This is a genomic window from Geminicoccaceae bacterium (assembly GCA_020638465.1).
Classification (GTDB): Bacteria; Pseudomonadota; Alphaproteobacteria; order Geminicoccales; family Geminicoccaceae; genus JAGREO01.
This window is the reverse complement of sequence record JACKIM010000003.1, coordinates 56,832-75,900: the sequence shown is the minus strand read 5'-3', so window position 1 is coordinate 75,900 and position 19,069 is coordinate 56,832. Positions and strand designations below refer to the sequence as shown.

General features: G+C 62.8%; 16 protein-coding genes. 6 read left to right on the top strand and 10 right to left on the bottom strand.

Going from position 1 to position 19,069, the window contains the following annotated elements:
* Positions 1-106: 106 nt before the first annotated feature.
* The 3 genes from H6851_19980 (at position 107) to H6851_19970 (ending at position 3,705) form a co-directional block, all read left to right on the top strand.
* On the top strand, positions 107-1,150 hold the full coding sequence (locus H6851_19980) for a sugar ABC transporter substrate-binding protein (protein MCB9945887.1): 1,044 nt from the start codon (positions 107-109) through the stop codon (positions 1,148-1,150).
* Positions 1,151-1,195: 45 nt separating this feature from the next.
* The gene (locus H6851_19975) at positions 1,196-2,668 is read left to right on the top strand and encodes a sugar ABC transporter ATP-binding protein (protein ID MCB9945886.1); all 1,473 of its coding nucleotides are present in this window, start codon (positions 1,196-1,198) and stop codon (positions 2,666-2,668) included.
* Positions 2,669-2,814: 146 nt separating this feature from the next.
* Positions 2,815-3,705, top strand: coding sequence for an ABC transporter permease (locus tag H6851_19970; GenBank protein MCB9945885.1), 891 nt, complete (start codon positions 2,815-2,817; stop codon positions 3,703-3,705).
* Between the two features lie 27 nt (positions 3,706-3,732).
* On the opposite strand, the gene H6851_19965 is transcribed toward H6851_19970, so the two are convergent.
* Positions 3,733-4,431: an orotate phosphoribosyltransferase gene (locus tag H6851_19965; GenBank protein MCB9945884.1), complete on the bottom strand. Its 699-nt coding sequence runs from the start codon at positions 4,429-4,431 to the stop codon at positions 3,733-3,735.
* 122 nt (positions 4,432-4,553) lie between these two features.
* Between H6851_19965 and H6851_19960 the strand changes: the two genes are divergently transcribed.
* The gene (locus H6851_19960) at positions 4,554-5,909 is read left to right on the top strand and encodes a mannitol dehydrogenase family protein (protein ID MCB9945883.1); all 1,356 of its coding nucleotides are present in this window, start codon (positions 4,554-4,556) and stop codon (positions 5,907-5,909) included.
* Positions 5,910-6,069: 160 nt separating this feature from the next.
* On the opposite strand, the gene H6851_19955 is transcribed toward H6851_19960, so the two are convergent.
* Complete coding sequence (locus H6851_19955) at positions 6,070-7,368, bottom strand: DUF2254 domain-containing protein (protein MCB9945882.1); 1,299 nt, start codon at positions 7,366-7,368, stop codon at positions 6,070-6,072.
* A 219-nt stretch (positions 7,369-7,587) separates the two neighbouring features.
* Here H6851_19955 and H6851_19950 point away from each other — a divergent pair, with 219 nt between their 5' ends.
* Entirely contained in the window at positions 7,588-8,730 is a 1,143-nt protein-coding gene (locus tag H6851_19950; protein MCB9945881.1) for an acyl-CoA dehydrogenase family protein, read from the top strand.
* A 71-nt stretch (positions 8,731-8,801) separates the two neighbouring features.
* On the opposite strand, the gene H6851_19945 is transcribed toward H6851_19950, so the two are convergent.
* From H6851_19945 to H6851_19910, 8 genes are all read right to left on the bottom strand, one after another.
* Complete coding sequence (locus H6851_19945) at positions 8,802-9,572, bottom strand: SDR family oxidoreductase (protein ID MCB9945880.1); 771 nt, start codon at positions 9,570-9,572, stop codon at positions 8,802-8,804.
* Between the two features lie 201 nt (positions 9,573-9,773).
* Entirely contained in the window at positions 9,774-10,733 is a 960-nt protein-coding gene (locus tag H6851_19940; GenBank protein MCB9945879.1) for a hypothetical protein, read from the bottom strand.
* Positions 10,730-12,472 (bottom strand): ABC transporter ATP-binding protein, encoded by a 1,743-nt coding sequence (locus H6851_19935; protein MCB9945878.1) that lies wholly within the window; start codon positions 12,470-12,472, stop codon positions 10,730-10,732. Before H6851_19935 ends, H6851_19940 begins: the two co-directional genes overlap by 4 nt.
* A 19-nt stretch (positions 12,473-12,491) precedes the next feature.
* The gene (locus H6851_19930) at positions 12,492-13,361 is read right to left on the bottom strand and encodes an ABC transporter permease (GenBank protein MCB9945877.1); all 870 of its coding nucleotides are present in this window, start codon (positions 13,359-13,361) and stop codon (positions 12,492-12,494) included.
* The gene (locus H6851_19925; GenBank protein ID MCB9945876.1) at positions 13,361-14,281 is read right to left on the bottom strand and encodes an ABC transporter permease; all 921 of its coding nucleotides are present in this window, start codon (positions 14,279-14,281) and stop codon (positions 13,361-13,363) included. The genes H6851_19930 and H6851_19925 overlap by 1 nt, the downstream gene beginning before the upstream one ends.
* Positions 14,282-14,299: 18 nt before the next feature.
* On the bottom strand, positions 14,300-15,853 hold the full coding sequence (locus tag H6851_19920) for an ABC transporter substrate-binding protein (protein MCB9945875.1): 1,554 nt from the start codon (positions 15,851-15,853) through the stop codon (positions 14,300-14,302).
* Between the two features lie 171 nt (positions 15,854-16,024).
* Positions 16,025-16,891 (bottom strand): MurR/RpiR family transcriptional regulator, encoded by an 867-nt coding sequence (locus H6851_19915; GenBank protein ID MCB9945874.1) that lies wholly within the window; start codon positions 16,889-16,891, stop codon positions 16,025-16,027.
* Positions 16,892-17,017: 126 nt separating this feature from the next.
* Positions 17,018-17,626 (bottom strand): sigma-70 family RNA polymerase sigma factor, encoded by a 609-nt coding sequence (locus H6851_19910; protein MCB9945873.1) that lies wholly within the window; start codon positions 17,624-17,626, stop codon positions 17,018-17,020.
* Between the two features lie 738 nt (positions 17,627-18,364).
* Between H6851_19910 and H6851_19905 the strand changes: the two genes are divergently transcribed.
* The gene (locus tag H6851_19905) at positions 18,365-19,057 is read left to right on the top strand and encodes a hypothetical protein (protein ID MCB9945872.1); all 693 of its coding nucleotides are present in this window, start codon (positions 18,365-18,367) and stop codon (positions 19,055-19,057) included.
* Positions 19,058-19,069 lie beyond the last annotated feature (12 nt).

Genomic DNA, 19,069 nt, shown 5'->3' with positions numbered 1-19,069 from the left:
CTTTATCTCTGGTATGCCAATCGCCACTTGCCAAGTGTCTTCAATGGCCAGAGAATATGGAATGTGAAGAACCCACATGCAGAAGATTTCAAGGGGGAGGAGTCGAATGAGCGATCTCGACAAGTTTTCACCATCGACCCGGCGTTCGTTCGTCCGGCGCGCGGCGGCATCGTCTGCGGCAGCGGGTGCGATGCTGGGCGGATTCGGCATGGATCCGCGCCTGTCGGCGGCCATGGCGGCGGAGATGGGACGCAGCGAGAAGCCGCTCAAGGCGGCCTTCTCCAATGCCGGTTTGCAGGCGACCTGGTGTGCGCAGGGCAAGCAGGCAGCCGAATACTGGGGCTCGCTCTTCAACGTCGAGGTGACATGGTTCGACGGTGAGCTCAGTGCTCCCAAGCAGCGCGCCGCCATCGACAACATGGCCAGCCAGGACTGGGACTTCGTGGCCATTCAGGCGTTCGGCATCGGTACGCTGACCGATCCGGTCAACCGCATGCTCGAACGCGGCATTCCGGTGTTCGACATGGACACGCTGATAGCACCGCTCGAACAGATCAACGTCAACAGCTTCCTCGCGCCCGACAACGAGTTCATGGGGGCATCGGTGACCCAGGCGCTGGTGGATGCCATCGGCGGCGAGGGAACCATGGTCATGACCCAGGGGGCGCTCGGCCATACCGGTGCGCAGGGCCGGGCCCGCGGCTTCCATGCGATCGTCGACAAATATCCCGATATCGAGGTGCTCGACGAGCAGCCGGCGGACTGGGACGTCACCAAGGCGTCGCGCATCTGGGACAGCCTGCTGACCAAGTACGACAAGATCTCGGCAGCCTTCTTCCACAATGACGACATGGCGCTCGCCGCCTACAATGTCATGCAGGCGCGCGGCCGCACGGATATCGTCATTGGCGGTGTCGACGCCATGCCGCCGGCGGTGGAAGCGGTCATCGACGGTCGGATGCATGCCACCGTGCGCAACCCGTCCTGCCGTATCCACGGCGGTGCGCTCATGGCCGGTGTCGCGGCGGTACTGACCGGCGAGGCCACGGGGGTCGACGGCATTCCCAAGCATGTGATTACCGATGGTCCGGTGGTGACGCAGGCCAACGCACCGGGCATGCTGTGGATGCAGAAGCATTTCCTGATCTGATCCGACGTGGGCGAATCCGTTGGGGTGACGTCGCCGCTGCTCCGGCTGAGCGGCGTCACCAAGCGCTTCGGCGGCGTCACGGCCCTGAGCGATGTCGATTTCGCGCTTCAGCGTGGCGAGGTGCACGGCCTCGTCGGCGAGAATGGTGCGGGCAAGAGCACGGCGATGAAGATCATCGCCGGGGTGCATACCGATTTCGAGGGGGTGTACGAGATCGATGGCAGGCCCGTGCACCTGCGTTCGACGGCCGATGCCCTGGCCCACGGCATCGGCATGGTCCATCAGGAACTGTCGATCGTTCCGGCGCTGAGCGTCGCCGAAAACGTGTTTCTCGGTTCGCAGCCGGTCAATGGCATGGGGCTCGTGCGCTGGCGGCACATGGCCGGACAGGCGCGCGAGCATCTCTCCGCACTGGGCATCGACGTCGATCCGGCGATGCGGGCCGGCGATCTGTCCATCGGGTTGCAGCAGCTTGTCGAGCTCGGCCGCGTGCTGTTTTCCGGTGCCCGGATCATCATCCTCGACGAGCCGACATCGGCGCTTTCGCCGCCCGAGGTCAAGCAGCTGTTCTCGGTCATCGACCGGCTGCGCAAGAGCGGGCGGAGCTTCATCTTCATCTCGCATTTCCTCGACGATGTGCTGGAGATCTCCGATTCGGTGACGATCTTCAAGAACAGCCGGCGGGTCATGACGGCGCCTGCGGCCGAACTCGACAAGGCGAAGATCATCGAGCAGATGATCGGCCGGTCGCATCATGAGCTGGAGGAAACCTATCTGCACCAGCTCGAACTGCCACAGGCTTCCGATGCGCCGGTCGTCCTGGCAGCGCGCGGCCTGACCATGCCCGGGGCCTTCGAGGACATCGACCTTGTCGTGCGCGAGGGCGAGGCCGTCGGCATCTATGGCTTCATGGGTTGCGGGCAGCTGGAGCTGGCACGGGCGCTGGTCGGCAAGTTCAGGCCGCGGTCGGGCGAATTGCTGCGGGGCGGCAAGCCGGCGAGATTGCGTCATACCGCGGACGGGAAACGGGCCGGGATCGCCATCGTTCCGGAGAGCCGGGCATCAATGTTGTTTGGCGATGTTCCCGTTTATCGGAATATCTCGATCAGCATCCTGGAGAGGATCTCCCGCTGGTTCGTCAGACCGAAACGTGAAAGGCAGATCGCCCGGACCCAGGTCGATGACCTGAAGATCCGGACCGATTCCGTCGATGCATTGCTGCGGACACTCTCGGGAGGCAATCAGCAGAAGGTCGCCCTGGCCCGCTGGATTGCCCACGAGCCGCGCATTCTCGTGCTGGCCGAACCGACCCGCGGCATGGATGTCGGTGCCAAGGATGACGTGGTGAAGATCGTGCGGGCGCTGAAGGAGCGCAAGATGGGCGTTGTCGTGGTGTCCACCGAGCCCGAGACGATCATGTCGCTGGCCGATCGCATCGTGGTCATGCGTCGCGGACGGATAACGAAGGAATTTGCCGGCGAGCCGGTGGGCAAGGACCAGTTGCTGGCTGCCGCCTGAGCCGGCCCGCAGGTGTGACGGTATCAAGGGGAGGGGAACTATTGGCGACGTCCAGTCAAGGCGGTATCGGATCGTGGATCGCGCGCAGACTCACTGCAATCGCACCGCTGATCACGCTGATCTTCCTGGTTCTCATATTCAGTGCCATGAGTCCCTCGTTCGCGACGATGGACAATGTTTCCAACATCCTGCGTCAGGTCTCGATCACCGCCATCATCGCGACGGGTCTCACCTTCGTCATCCTCACCGCCGAGATTGATCTCTCCGTGGCGAGTGTCGCCAATGCGGTAGGAATCGTGGTGGCGTTTTTCACCATGCAGGAAGCCTATGTGAACATCGCCAACCTGCCGCTGCCGGGCGCGCTCGCGATCCTGCTCGCCCTGGCGTCAGCTGTCGCGCTGGGCATGGTCACGGCCTTCGGCGTCACGGTCATCGGCATTCCCTCCTTCATCATGACGCTGGCCATGCTGCAGATCGGTGCGGGCATCTGCGCGATGCTGGTGCGCGGGCAGATCGCCTACAACGTTCCACCACTGATCAAGTTCCTCGGGTCGGGTTATATCGGTTCGGTGCCGGTAATCGTCATCGTCGCCGGCGTCTTTCTCCTGGTGGGGCATTTCGTGCTCACCTATACCCGCTTCGGCCGGTACGTTTACATGGTAGGCGGCAATCGCGAGGCGGCGGAATTCTCGGGCGTCAACGTCAAATTGATCACCGCCTCGGTGATGATCATCGGTGCGGTCTGTTCCGGTGTCGCCGGCATGCTCGGGGTGGCGTATTACGGCAGTGCGCAACAAAACCAGTTCGATGACTTTCTCCTCGATTCGATTGCCGCCGTCGTGGTGGGGGGCACCTCCCTGTTCGGCGGCGTCGGTGGCATACCCAACACCATCATCGGCCTGTTCGTGCTGGGCGTGCTCAACAACGGCCTTGATCACATCGACATCGACAGTTTCCTCAAGGTCCTCATCCGCGGGCTGATCCTGCTGCTTGCCCTGGTCATCAATGTCTATGCGCAGAAACTGCGCGATCGCTGATGAGGCGATCGCCAATGGGAAAATATCTCATCCGCTGGAGATTTCACCTGCACCGCCGCGCGCCGCCGACCATTCCAGCGGTGAATTGAGAAAGGCTTCGACCTCGTTCAATGTCGCGTTGTCGAAATAATCCTCATTGCGACAATACTGGAGAACATCCCACCAGGTTGCGAGACTGTGCAGCCGCAGGCCGTGCCTTTCCAGGTTGGCACGCGCATCCCTGAAGATGTCGTAGTAGAACACCACGATGGTGTCGGTGACGATCGCACCGGCCTCCCGCAGGCCCTGTGCGAACTTCACCTTGCTGCCGCCATCCGTCGTGAGATCCTCGACCAGGAGCACCCTCTGCCCTTCGGTCATATGCCCCTCGATGCGGGCGTTGCGTCCGAAGCCCTTGGGCTTCTTGCGCACGTAGAGCATCGGCAGGTCGAGCTTGTCGGCAAGCCAGGCCGCGAAGGGTATGCCTGCTGTCTCGCCGCCGGCCACGGCATCGAAGCATTCGAAGCCGCAATCGCGCAGCAATGTCGTCGTGGCGAAATCCATCAATGTGCGGCGGATGCGCGGATAGGAAATGAGCTTGCGGCAGTCGATATAGACCGGGCTCCTGAGGCCGGAGGTCAGGGTGTAGGGCTCGTCGCTCCTGAAATGCACGGCCTCGATTTCGAGCAGCATGCGTGCGGTGAGCCTGTTCATCTCCTGGCGGTCGGGAAAGCTGCTGGTGAACATGAGTGATGGCTCCTCCTTTGGGTATCTGGCGGGTTCCGGCCCGGCTAGAATGCTCCTAGAGCCTTTTGCGGCAAGGTGGAACCATCGTCGGTGATGCACCGGACAGGGGGGAGGTTGCGGCCATGGAGACAATTCCGGTGCAGCGAGCGGAGGCGACGCGCATCATGCATCTGGGCCCGGGTGCGTTCTTTCGCGCGCACATGGCCGACTACAGCCAGAAGGCGCTTGCCGAAGATCCCTCCATGGGGATCGCTGCCGTCAGCATGCGTTCGACGGCCGTCGTCGATGCCTTGCGCGAGCGGGATTGCATCTACTCGCTCAGCGAGTTGCACGCCGACGGATTGCGTACGCGGCCGATCGGCGTCATCCGTGAAGCCGTGGCCCTGGCGCGCGATCGGGAACGGGTCATGCGCCTGGCCGTCGATCCGGGACTTTCCATCATCAGCATGACGGTCACCGAAAAGGGATATTCGCTCGATCCGGCCACCGGAGCTCTCGACCTCGATCAATCCGACATTCGTCATGATCTGGCGAATCGGGACAATCCCGTGACCGTCGCGGGCCTGCTCACGGCCATCCTGTCCGCCCGCCGCCATGCCGGCCTCGACTGGCCGACGGTGATGAGCCTCGACAACCTGCGCGGAAACGGTCAGCTGCTGAAATCCGCCATCATCCGGTTTGCCCGCAAGATCGACGGAGAACTGGCCGATGCCATCGAGCGCGACCTGGCGTGCCCGTCATCCATGGTCGACAGGATCACGCCGGCCACGACCGATGCCGACCGGCAGGCCATCGCACGCCAGCTCGGCTGGATGGACCATGCGGCGGTCGTCACCGAGCCGTTCAGCCAGTGGGTCATCGAGGACCGGTTCGACGGGGCGCGGCCAGCCTGGGACCGGCATGGCGCCCTGATCACCGGCGATGTGGAACCGTTCGAGAATGCCAAGCTGCGGCTGGTCAACGCGCCGCATTCCTCGCTGGCATGGCTGGGCCTGTTGCGAGGGCATGAGACGGTCGCGGACAGTATGGCTGACAATACGATACGGACGTTTATTGAAGCATTGCTGAAAGAGGAGATGATCCCCGCCACAGCCGTTCCCGCCGGTCTCGATCCTCATGCCCATGTCGATTCGGTGATCGAGCGCTTCGCCAACCCGGCGATCCGGCATCGTGTCGCCCAGATCGCCATGGACAGCAGCCAGAAGATTGCCCAGCGGCTGGTTCCGGCGCTGGAATGGCACCTTCGGGAGGGGCGTGTCCCGCGGTTGCTCTGTCGGGCGGTCGCGGCGTGGATCGCTGTCTGGCAGCGGGGACTTGCCTCTCCCGATCCGATGACCGCGGAACTCGCGTCGAGGATTTCCGCCAGACCGCAGGAAACGGCACGGGCGTTTCTCGGCATGCGTTCGATATTCGGCGAGAGGATCGGCGCCGATGCGGCCGTGCAGGCCGCTGTCTGCGCGGAAATTACCCGTATCTGACAATACTTGTCGGAGGATATTCACCTGATCGGGAAAGTCGACAAGAGGCGCGCGCGACTAGAGCGTTTCCCGATTAGGTGAAATCGGAAAACTGGCTCTATCTGTTTGTTTCGACGCATTTCCTGATCGTTCAGGCTATTCCGCCTGAACGGGAAAAGCTCTATCGGGCGCCGATGGCAGTGCCAATCCGCTGTTGCAGGTCCACCCGTTCCGCCGGTTCGGCAATGCAGCGTTCGGCCGTTTCGAGCGTGCGCCGAAGGTGTCGCTTCCACAACATGCATTCCTCCTCGTCGTCGGACAGGGAGAGCAGCATGAGCTGGACGTCCGCCAGTCGTCCCAGAACCAGCGGATTGTCCGCACCTGCATGACGTATCGGGTTGAAGCCCGTATCGGCATAGTCGTCCAGTGAAGGCCCGCTGAGAGCCAGCCTTGCGATACCCTTGTCGTCCGGCAACATTTTCGGATCGACGGGCCCGGTCATGAGCTTGACCAGAGCACTGCCGATGTAGTCGATGCAGGCCAGTGCCGTGTGGGGATCGTTGATTCCCGGGGAAAGGGCACGCAGGGCAATCTCCACCAGACCGCGAAGGGCGAACTGGATGTCCTGCGCCGCGGTCCGCTTCGGGCCGAATACGAAATTGCCGCGGACATTGTCCTCGATCTTTTCGAGAGCTTCGTCGCCACACCCCCATATCCTGGCCAGCGGTACTCCCTCGACGACAAAATCGCCGGCCTGGCGCTCCACCTTGATGAACCCCTCATGTTTCGTGGCCAGATCCAGCAACGCGCCGATGTCGATCGTCTGGACGTAACCGGCATCGGTAGCGCAGATCGTCACCGGTTCGCCTTCGAGATAGGGTTTCACCTCCACCTGCGCGTGTTGCCCGATGGTCTTGAACCGGCTCTCGATCGATTCGTTGAGCTGGTTGCCGCTTGCCGAGATGACGGTATCCGTCTGGATGTGCAGGGCCGCCCTGTGGATGTAGATGACGAGCAGTATCAGGTTGGCGACCGTGGCGCATATGGCGGCCACGACGGTGATGTGAGAGTTGAAGCCGGTGTCGTTGTCGGAGACCGAACCGATGCTCAGGAGCGTGTAGACGAAGAGGGCGATGTACGACCCGAGAACCAGCTGGGTCAGGCGATTGTTCATGAACCATTCGATCAGCCGTGAGCCCAGTTGCTGGCTGGCGAGCGTGAGTGTCATCAGCGTGATCGAGAACACCAGCGATGCAATGGTCATCATCGAGCCCGCGATGGTCGAGAGGATCAGCTTCGCGCTGGAGGCGTCGAGGGAATGGATGCCGAGCCAGTAGCTCAGCTTCAGTCCGACCTGCGAGTTGTCGATATGGTAAAATACCCATGCCGAGAAACATGCCGCGATGACGCAGATGAGCGGCAGGAGCCAGAGGCTGGTCGATATCCGGTTCATGAGGTAGCGCAGGAGAGCGTGGCGCATGTCGATCCTTCACCTGGGCGCTTGCGGGCTTCCGGTAATCTTGGTCGTGCCGGACGGGCAGGCAAGGGACAACCGTCGCGACGGGCGGTTGCCACCTTGTCCGGGGCTGCGTAGATGCAGAAGGCAGTATCGACAAATACGATATCCAGGTCATGTTGTAGTCGAGCGGCCGGTGTCGTGAAGAACCGGCCCGAAAAATCGTCAGGAGGTGAGGTCGCCATGCATGTTTCGCAAATACAGGAGCAGGTGCGCGAAATGGCGCGCAGCTTTGCCGACGAAGTCATACGGCCTGCCGCCGAATCCCTGGACCGGGAGGAGTGCTTCCCTGCCGGGATCTACGACCAGATGGCCCGGCTTGGCCTTTTCGGCATCGGCGTACCCGAGGAGATGGGCGGTCCCGGATTCGATACGCTGACCTATGCTCTCGTCATGGAGGAACTTTCCCGCGGTTATGCGAGCATCGCCGATCAGTGCGGACTGGTGGAACTGATCGCGACCCTCCTTGTCCGCCACGGAACCGGAGCACAGCGCAGGCTGTTGCCGGAGATCCTCTCCATGCGGCGCAAGGTGGCCTATTGCATCACCGAAGCGGAGGCAGGGACCGATGTTTCGGGTATACGGACCACGGCGGTCCGCGATGGTGACGGCTGGATCCTGGATGGCGGCAAGATCTGGATCCACAATGCCCCGGTCGCCGATCTCGGCTTCGTGCTGGCCCGCACCGACAGGGAGGCCGGCAATCGCGGAATGTCGATCTTCATCGTCGACTTTCATGCGGCGGGCGTCGAGCGGGGCCCGAAGGAACACAAGATGGGACAGCGCGCATCGCAGGTGGGATCGCTGACCTTCACCGATGTGAGGCTCGGGGCCGAAGCGTTGCTGGGAGAGCAGGGACGCGGCTTTCACATGATGATGTCGGTGCTGGACAAGGGCAGGGTGGGAATTGCCGCACTGGCCGTGGGCATTGCGCAGGCGGGGCTTGAGGCAGCGGTCGACTATGCCGGTCAGCGCAAGCAGTTCGGCCGGCACATTTCCGAATTCCAGGGTGTTCAATGGCTGCTGGCCGACATGGCCAAGGATATAGAGGCGGCGCGGCTGCTCGTGCATCATGCAGCAGGCAAGATCGATCTGGGCGAGGATGCGACCCGATATTGCTCGATGGCGAAATGCTTCGCCAGTGACATGGCGGTGGCGCGGACGGCGGATGCAGTCCAGGTCTTCGGCGGATCGGGATATATCCGGGGGTTCGAGGTCGAGCGACTCTACCGCGATGCCAAGATCACGCAGATCTACGAGGGAACCAACCAGATCCAGCGCATGATCATCGCCCGCGAACTGATGGCCAAGGGTGCGCGAAGGTGACCGGCACCGCCGGGGCGCCGGTGGATATTTCCGAAATGATGCTGTGAAAACATCCCCGGCCAGGCGGGGAATTATTGCAGGGTGAGACCTCCGTCGACGATGATGGTCTGACCGGTGACCATGGAAGCACCCGCCAGCAGGAACATCATCACTTCGGCAATGTCCTCGGCCCGGCAGGCCCTTTTCATGGGGGCCTTCTCGATCACTTCCAGCCGGCGCTCCTCGGGCCAGGCCGCCGTCCAGGGTGTTTCCACATGGCCCGGTGCCACGGCATTGACGCGGATTTCGGGTCCGAGTCCACGGGCAAGCGCGCGGGTGAGGTTGATCACGCCGGCCTTGCTCGCGCCGTAGGCCACCGAACTGCCTTGGGTGTTGATGCCGGCGATCGATGCCGTGCTGACGATGGCACCCCGTGCTTCCTTCAGGGCGTGGACGGCAGCCTTCGTGCACCGAAAGGGTCCAAGAAGATTGGTATCGAGGATCTGCTGCCAGAAACCGTCCGTCATCGCATCAAGATCACCGGGAGGGATGGGCACCCTGGTTGCCGGAGTTCCGGCATTGTTGACCAGATAGTCGAGCCCGCCGAGGTCGGACATGGCCCGCTCGACCATCGACCCGACGGCTTCGGCCTCAGCCACCGACCCGGGTGCGGAGCGGACATCCAGTCCCTCGGCAGTCAGCCTTGCCAGTGCGTCATCGGCCATGGGGTCGCCCGGCAGGTGGTTCAGTGCCACCGCCGCTCCGGCCCGCGCCAGCATGGTGACGGCCGCAAGGCCGATGCCCGATGCTCCACCCGTCACCAGCGCACGCTTGCCGCGCAGATCGTATTGGACAAGTCCCATGGTTCTCCCCGTTTCCACTGTTGTTTCCAGCCATGTCGATTTTCATCATGTACATTCACTTTTCATTGCAACTTATTGTAATAAAAAGTGAATATATCCTGAAAATCGACATCGTATCCGAACTGGCGGATGCCCGATCGGATGCCGACAGTTTGCCGCAGGGGCCTGCAATGTCGAGAGTTCTTTCACGCGAAAGGGCGGTCATCCCGGTGGGGATGGGCGAATGGCGCGCACACCGATCCGGGCATGGCTGCTGCCACTCATGGAAATCACGTGGCGATTGCGTGCAACGCAATAGGGTTCGGATACGGCATGGCCGAGCAGCGTTTCGTTCCGGCAGATCGCGGCGTTGAAATTGATCGCCGCACCCTCGAAGGTCGTGCCCAGCCACGATGCCTGGGTGACACGGATCATGGCAATGCGCCCTTCATCGTCGATCAGGGCCACATTGGCGGGGCCGAGTTCGAGCGGCACGTTGCCGTTGAATGTGACATCGAAATCGCTGCGATCGCCCGGCGCCATGGCATCCAGGGCCGTGGCCGCGGCCAGTTCGGCCAGGCCGCGATGCGGGTGGATGGCGTTGTGCAGGACGGCGGCCCGTCCGTGCGGTGCTTCCATCAGGGCCTGTCCGAGATCGCCCCGCGTGGCGGTGAAATCCGTATTGCCGAGATGGATCCGGCCCGACAGGTCGATGGCGACCACCCCTGCATCCGCATCCGGCATGGCGGCCAGAACCTCGTTCACCGCCGAACGTGCATCGGCACCCGCACGCAACCGTTCCAGAACTTCCAGATTGGGTATCTTCCCACCGGCGCCCGGCATGTTGGGCAGGCGGTGACCTGTCACCAGCCCGGCCAGGGGATCGCCGGGCGTGAACTGGGCCAGCGGATGAGGACGGTCGGGACCGCTCGACATGACGACGGCGAAGGGGGCAAGGGCGATGTCATCCGGCGGCAGCGTGCCGGTGGTTTCACCTTCGGTGAAAAGGGTGAGGGTCCCACCACGTTGGGTTTCTGCCCGAAGCAACCTTCCATCACCGGTGATGGCCGCCATGCTGACAAATCCGCCGATGGCTCCGCGACCGACCTTCTCGACGGCTGCCAGGGCCCTGAAGACGCCAAGGCCAGCTCCCTTGCCGGCGGCGGCTATGCCGATGGTCATGCTGCGTCCGCTTCCCGGGCCACCCAGTGACCGGGCGCCACTTCGGCAAGCGGCCCGCGCGGCAAATGCGCCAGGTCGAGTGCCGGAAGGATCCCGCGTTGCCGGTGCGGATCGGCTACCGGCACGGCGGCCAGCAGGGAGCGGGTGTAGTCGTGCAATGGATGATAGAGGACATCGGCGCGCGATCCCATCTCGACAATTCTTCCCTTGTGCATGACGGCTACCCGATGGCTCATTTCCTCGACAACCGCCATGTCGTGCGAGATGAACAGATAGGACAATCCCATCGATTGTTGCAGTTCAAGCATGAGTTCCAGGACCTGGGCCTGGACGGAGACATCCAAAGCGCTGGTCGGCTCGTCGGCCACGATCAGCGACGGTTGGGTACCCAATGCACGGGCGATGGCGATCCGCTGGCGCTGACCGCCGGAGAATTCGTGCGGGTAACGCCGCATGTGATCGGCATCGAGCCCCACCCGCTCGAACAGGGTTACCGCGCGTTGTTCGAGTTCCGAGCCCGATGCCATGCCGTGGATAAGCATCGGCTCCATCACGAGGCGGCCCACCGACATGCGCGGGTTGAGGCTCGCGAACGGGTCCTGGAAGATCATCTGCATGTGCCGCCTTGCCGATCGGACGGCAGCATTCCCGAGCTTGCGGATATTCTCGCCGCTGACGGTGATCTGTCCCTTGTCGACCTCGATCAGGCGGAGAATGGCCCGACCGGTTGTCGACTTTCCCGAACCGCTTTCGCCGACGATGGCCAGCGTTTCGCCATGGTGCAGCGTAAAACCGACATCGTCCATGGCGAGGGTGCCCTTGCCCCGGTTCCACCATGTGCCGCCGCCAAAACGCTTGGTCATCCCGCGCGCCTCGACAACGATGTCCGTCGTCGGCAATTCGGGCTCGCCGACAACCGCTTTCGGTGAGCTCGTACCGGCAAGGCTGCCCAATCGCGGGACCGCTGCCAGCAGTCGCCTCGTGTAGTCCTTCCCGGGGTTGTCGAAGATCCGGTCGACGGTTCCCTCCTCGACCTTCTCCCCGCGATGCATGACGACGACGCGGTCGGCCATCTCCGCAACCACGCCCATGTCATGCGTGATCAGGATGATGCTCGTGCCGAAGCTGTCCTTCAGGTTGCGCATCAGATCGAGGATCTGTGCCTGGACGGTAACATCCAGAGCCGTGGTCGGTTCGTCGGCAATGAGAATGGCCGGGTCGCTTGCCATCGCCATGGCAATCATCACCCGCTGGCGCATTCCCCCCGAGAGTTCATGCGGATAGCGCTTCATCGTCCCGGACGGATCCGGCAGCGCTACCAGATCCAGCATCTCCATGGCGCGGGCATCGGCTTCGCCCTGATCCATGCCCTTGTGCTCGACGAGGGCCTCGGTGAGTTGCAGGCCGATCTTGAGCACCGGGTTGAGCGAGGTCATCGGTTCCTGGAAGATCATCGTCAGACGGTCGCCCCGCAGGTTGCGGATGGCAGCTTCCTCCAGGTGGAGAAGATCGCGCCCCTCGAACATGGCGCTGCCGCTTTCGACGGTCGCGTGTCCTTCCGGGAGCAGGCCCAGAAGGGCGAGGCTTGAAACCGACTTGCCGGAGCCGCTCTCACCGACGATGGCCAGCGTTTCGCCCTTGTCCAGGTGATAGGACAGCGATTGCACGGCGGTATGGCGATGCCGGCCGTGGCCGAAGCTGATGGTCAGGTCGCGGACATCGAGAACCGGTTCGCTCATGTTCTGCTCCGACACGCTGTCAGCGACGGGCCTGGCGAGGATCGAGCACCTCGCGGATGCCGTCGCCAAGGAGATTGAAGCCCAGAACGGTGATCGCGATGGCCGTTCCCGGGAAGATCATCATCCATGGTGCCTTGTTGATGAGGTCGCGCGAGGAGGACAGCATGAACCCCCACTCGGGTTCGGGCGGCTGCGCACCCAATCCCAGGAAGCTCAGTCCGGCCGCCGCGAGGACGGCTGTGGAGATGCCCAGCGTACCGACGACGATGAGAGTCGGCACGACATTGGGCAGCAGGTGCAGGAAGATCATCCGCACGTGGTTGCAACCGGCTGCGACCGCGGCCTCGAAATAGGGTTTGCCCTTTTCCACCAGAACGACCGAATGGGTGATACGGGCATAGAACGGGATGGACGCTATCCCGATGGCGATCATCGCGTTTGTGAGACCGATGCCCAGAATGGCGAGACAGGCCAGTGCGATGACGATCTCGGTGAACGAGAACAGGACATCGACCAGTCGCATCAGGACCCGTTCCGTCCAGCCTCCGGCATAGCCGGCCACCAGTCCCAGCAGAAGGCCCGAGGTGAGCGATATTCCCACCGCGATGACGCCGATCTGCAGGGTCAGGCGAGACCCGTAGACGATGCGGGAGAAGACGTCGCGACCGAAATCGTCGGTGCCGAACCAGTATTGCGCATCGGGTGGGGCAAGTCTCGGACCGGCGGCCATGGCCAGCGGGTCATAAGGTGCAATCCAGGTGGCGAAAACGGCCATAATGACAAGGGTGGCGACGATCACGGAACCCAGAAGGCCCGTCGGTGTCGCCAGCAGCTCCAGCCAGAAGCGACGTCTGGGTTGCCGTTCGGCAATGTCCGTGGCGGTGGCCATCAGCTGTACCTGATTCGCGGGTCGAGGACGGCGTAGAGCAGGTCGATGAGCAGGGAGACGATCACGACCACCGTGGCAAAGAACAGGATGAATCCCTGGATCAACGGATAATCGCGGGCGAAGACCGCCTCGATGGCGAGTCTGCCGACACCGTTCCACGCAAAGACATTTTCCACGACGATTGCACCTCCCATCATGTAGGCGAACTGCAACCCCATCATCGAGACAATGGGAACGAGCCCGGCGCGCAGGGCATGGCGGTAGAGGACGACGGCCTGAGGCAGTCCCTTGGCCCGGGCGGTACGCACGAAGTCCTGATCGAAGATGTCGATCATGGCGGAGCGGGTGAGGCGTGCCAGGACCGCCGCATTCGAAAGTCCGAGTGTCAGCGCGGGCAGGACGAGGCTCGCCAGGTTGCCTCCCGCCACCGGCAGCCAGCCGAGCTTGAGCGCGAAGAAGAACAGCAGCAGCAGGCCGAGCCAGAAATGCGGCATCGACACGCCGAGAATGGCCACCAGCATCGCGCCGGCATCGATCCATGTGCCGCGCCTGTAGGCGGCGAGGAAACCCAGGCTCATTCCGACGACGACGGCGATCAGCAGGCTGGTCGTCGCCAGGAGCAGGGTTGCGGGGAAGCGGGCGAGAAGCACTTCGAGAACGGGCTGGTTGCCAACGATGGAGCGGCCCAGGTCGCCCTCGAAGATGCGCTGGATATACATCCAGTACTGGATGTATATCGGCTGGTCGAGCCCCAGTGCCGTGCGCACGGCCTCGATCTGCTCGGGCGTGGACTGGAACTTGGCATACATGATGCGGACCGGATCACCCGGCACCGCGTGGATCAGCAGGGTGACGGCAATCGTCGCGATCCAGATGGTGACGAGGGCGGCAAGGCAACGCTGGATGATGTAGCGGATCACCGCCCTCGCTCCCGTTTCCTACTTGACGACGACGTCGTTGAACATCGGATGCAGGAAGGGGCCGACCTTGAAGCCCGAGACTTCCGGCCTCACCGCGAACACCCATTCCCATCCCGGTGTGTAGAGTCCGACATGGACGGCATTCTCCATCAGGTCCCTGATGACGGCCTGCACCTTTTCCAGTCGTGCCTGCGGGTCGATGGTCGTGCGGGTTTCCTCAAGCAGCCGGTCGAGTTCGGGGGTCGAATAACCCGAATAGGCGCCGGGGCTGTGCCACAGGGCATAGAGGATATCCGGATCGTACCAGGACCATGTCATCATGTCGAAGGTCCCCGGAGTCGACGGATCGGTGATCTCGTTCTGCTCCTTCACCCGCGCATTCATGGTTCCGATGTCCATGATCTCGATACCGGCATTGATACCAACCTGAGAAAGCTGGTTCTGGAAGATTTCCGCCAGTTTGTGACGATTTCCGCCGGTCCACACGAACATCGTCGTCTCCAACGGATTGTCCGGGCCATAGCCCAGTTCCCCGAGGAGTTCCTTCGCCTTTTCCGGATTGTACTCGTAGCCGTACTGCCTGCAGAAATCCTGGTCGTTGCCGAACACGCCGCGTGCGATCGGGCACCATTCCCGCTGGCTCAGGTCTCCATAGATGATGTCGATCGCCATCTGCGGATCGGTGGCATAGGCCACGGCCTGCCGTGCGCGGATGTCGTCGAAGGGCGGGCGATGGACCGCGAACTCCCAGAACACGTTCTGCCCGGTGTTGTCGGCGACGATGATGTCGAGCTCGCCGGAATCGCGGATGGCGGCCACATCGTCAAAGGGGGGCTCGGCGACCTGGATCTCGCCGGTCTGGAGGCCCGCAAGCCGGGTCTGCGCTTCCGGCACGGTGGAGATGACCAGCCTGTCGAACTGGACAGGTCCCTTGTTGTCGAAGGGACGTCCGAAATTCGTGTAATCGGGATTCTTTTCCAGGATGACCCGGTCACCCTTGATCCATTCCACCAGCTTGAACGGTCCGGCACCGATCCCGGTCGAACTGCCGAAGGTCGCGGGATCGTTGGAATCGCAGACCATCGAGGAGAAGCTGTCGGCGAGGAATGGCAGGAACGGTCCGAAGCGGCTCTCGAAGGTGAACTTGACCGTGAGATCGTCGATCACCTCGACACTGGAGACCGGGCCCCAGCTGGTCTTCGTCAGGCTCGGATTGCCTTCGTCGAACGCGCGGTCGACGGTGAACTTGACGTCGTTGGCGTCGAACGGGGTGCCGTCATGGCACAGGACACCGTCCTGCAGCGCGAAGGTGTATTCGAGCCCGTCATCGCTGATTTCCCAGCTCTTCGCGATGTGCGGCTGGGGATTGCCGTCCATGTCGAATGCCAGCAGGGTCTCGTAGATCTGGTCCCAGACCTGCATGGACAGCGTCGAGGTGGCACGATGGGGGTCGAGCGAATCGATGTCGCCGTAACGCGCCCAGTTGACCTCCTGTGCCATGGCCGTGCTCGCCATGAGACCGCAGGCCAGCCCCGCTCCGGCAAGCTTGATGCTGTTCTTGTGTTCGGTCATCTGCGTCCTTCCCCGGGTTCAAGGGGCCCGGCGTGGAACCGGGCAAGGGTACGCGAGGATGGGAAGGCGCACGGGAGATCGGGTCAAGGAAATTTCAGAAATCGAATGTCGAATTTCATAAATGAAACAATCAGCACGCCACCGGAGAAGCCAGTCGCCAACCGTGAACGGTCAGTTGACCGGCAATTCGTCGACGACACCCCAACTGTGATGGATGTCGTCGATCCGGCGAAGACGGCTGATCGTGCTCTCGCCGAGCAGGGCGGCCAGCGTGCTGCACAGGTAATGGATGAGGCTCACCGCGGCGGTCGGCGAGTCGAACAGCGTCGGGCTGGTATTGCGGCAACGCAGCACCATGCTGCCGTCACCCGGACGGTCGAGGCCGCTGCTGTCGGTGAGGTAGATCACGCGCGCGCCGGCCTGGATCGCCCCGGTGACGACGTAGCGGAGAGCGCGCGTGCGGCGGCCGACGCCGAGGGCGAGCATCACGTCATTGGCGGTGATCGATGCGAATTCCTCGGGCATGGAAAAGCCGCCGATGGGCAACATTCGGATGTCGCTGCGGATCTTGATGAGTTGGGCGCGGGCGAGATGGGCCAGCGGATAGTTGTCGCCGAAGCCCACCACCCACAGCTTTTCGGCCCGCGCCATGAGCCGAACGGCACGGGCGAGCTCGTCGGGGCGCTGCTGCTCGATGGTCTTGATCAGGTTGGCCGTTTCGGATTCGAGATGCTGGCTCAGTTCCGGTCGCCGGCCGCCGAGGTGGGGGAAACGTTCGCTGTAGTCCAGCGGTGGATGGCCGAACCCTTGTCCGCGAACGTCCGCCTGCGCCGCGCGGAAGCTGGGATAGTCGAGGCGGCGGAAAAAGCGCGCGGCCGTCGCCTTGGAGATGCCGACCGAAGCGGCGAGTTCCGTCGCATTGCGCTCGACGATCGCCGCCGCATTGGCGAGCAGCAGGTCGGCAAGCCGGCGTTCGCCCCGCGGCATGTCGCCATAGGCATCGAGGATGCGTTGCAGCAGGGGCTTTCCGGGTGCCAAATATGATGCCTCCGTTTCATCGGTCGCCCCGGAATGCCGATGGCGCCATTCGGTTCCGCAAACCGAACATGACACATGATTTCCTCCCTGTTGAGGAAATCCCGACCGGATGGCTGTCCGGGAGCCTCAGTCTGCCGGCTGGACCGGTTCGGGCACGGGGGACAAGCGGTCGGGCATGACGGTCACCACCTTGCGCCGGTCGGCTACCGGGGGGCCTGCCTGCGCCGCGGAGTCGGACATCCGTCGGTCATGCCCGCCATCGAACAGGAGGTCGCGCAGCCGCTTGCGGGCACGGTTGATCCGGCTCTTGACCGTTCCGACCTCGCAACGGCATATCCGGGCCACCTCCTCATAGGGCAGGCCCTGGACGATGGCCAGCACCAGCACCTCGCGATGGCTCGAACCGAGGGCGGCAAAGGCCCGTTTGAATGCGATGACTTCGATCCTGCTTTCCTGCTCCGGTGCCACCCAGGCAAGGGCTTCGAGGTTGTCGGTGCCGATTTCGGAGGTGACGTATTTCCGGGCGCGCAGGCTGAAGAAGCGATTGCGGAGAATCGTGAACAGCCAGCCGCGCAGGTTGCTTCCCTCCTCGAACTGGTCCTGGGCCTGGAGGGCATTGACCAGCGTATCCTGCACGAGATCGTCGGCCAGCGCATTGTTTCCCGAAACGAGGCTTCTGGCGAACGCGCGCAAGTCCGGCATCAATGCGACGACATCATCGCGACAAACCGACATGACATTCCCCCAAACGACATTTATTTCACATATGCACAATACTCTGAACTGGTAATACCAATCTGCAAATATCTTTTTGTGACAAAAGGTGCGACATTCAGGTTGCAGACCCGATATGGGTAATCTGTCCTGTTCACGTCCACTTCGGGGGAGAAATGTTTCGGCCCGACCTGTCAGCAGTCCGGTTTTTCCCGCTGGCCGTAATGTCCTTTGCCGTGGCAGCACGTGTCGTCATCGCGCGATGGAAAGGCATCGACAAGTTTCTGCAGCCGTTCGGGGAGGGGGTCCCTTTCGCCGGGACCATGCAGTGTGCGGAACTGCCGCGTCAGCCACCGGTCGAAAAGACAGTCGCTGTCCGGTAGGTCGTTTGGATTGAGACGGGGTGAGAACCGTGCCTTGTGCATCGCCGTCTGGTTGTCCCTCGGATATCGGATCCGTGTGTCCCGCATGGTTGAAGATCTGGACGAGGTACGTTCCCTGCTTAACGGTTTAAATTGGGGACGGTTCCTCCACTGACAACGCTTTTTGCAGTCATGTCAGCGCATTGGTCAAGGAAACAATCCACCTGCGGGAAGGTCGTTCATACAGGTATTTCACGCAAGTGGTCCGGCCTTTCCTCCGCTCCGGGTCCAGAAGACATTGTTTCCGTCATTCATAAAAGGAATAATTTCCTTTACATTCCATGTTACCCATGGCAGAATCGAAGGCATGTCGACCAACCCCACACCTGCAGATTCCATGACGCGTCCGTTGAGGCTGGCGCGGCGGATCTCGCGTTGGGGGTTGGCACGACTGTTGCGGTTCGCCTGGCTGCGGGCCACCGGGCGGCAGGCGGAACCGGAGGTGGCGGGCTGTCGCGACATGGACCCGCCCGGCGATGACCGGCTCCTCCCGGAGACCGTCCGGACACTGATCATGGCGCTCGAATGCCTCGCCGCCGATGGCCGCGACGGGCTGCGCGCCTTCCTCGCCGACCGGGCGCGCCCGTGGTTTGCCGAACTGTGCCAGCACCTGTTCCACTTCGCCGGCGAGGACAACCGTGACGAGCTGGAATGGCTGCGCTGGGCAACCCAGAAGCGCGGCTATCGCCCGCTGGAGGCCCTGCTGGACAGCGTGCTGCGGCGGATGGATCAACCTGCGCGATCGCGTTCCCGCACCGGGGAACATCCCGTGCCGTCAACCGAACGCATCCGCGAACTGCGGCAGGACCCGGAGCACCAGACGGCGCTGCAACGTGCCCGCGGCCGCCGCCGTCTCCTGTGCAGGCTGACCGGCCACATTCACGCCCTGCTGCTGGCCGCCGGCACGGCACTGTCGGCGGAACGCGACGCGGCGAAAGCAGCCCACGCCCCGGCGGCCGGGACGGTTCCCGCACCGCCGGACAATTCCACAGCCGACGGCACGTCCTTTCTTCGCGACGCCCCCGCCTGACCGGCCGAACCG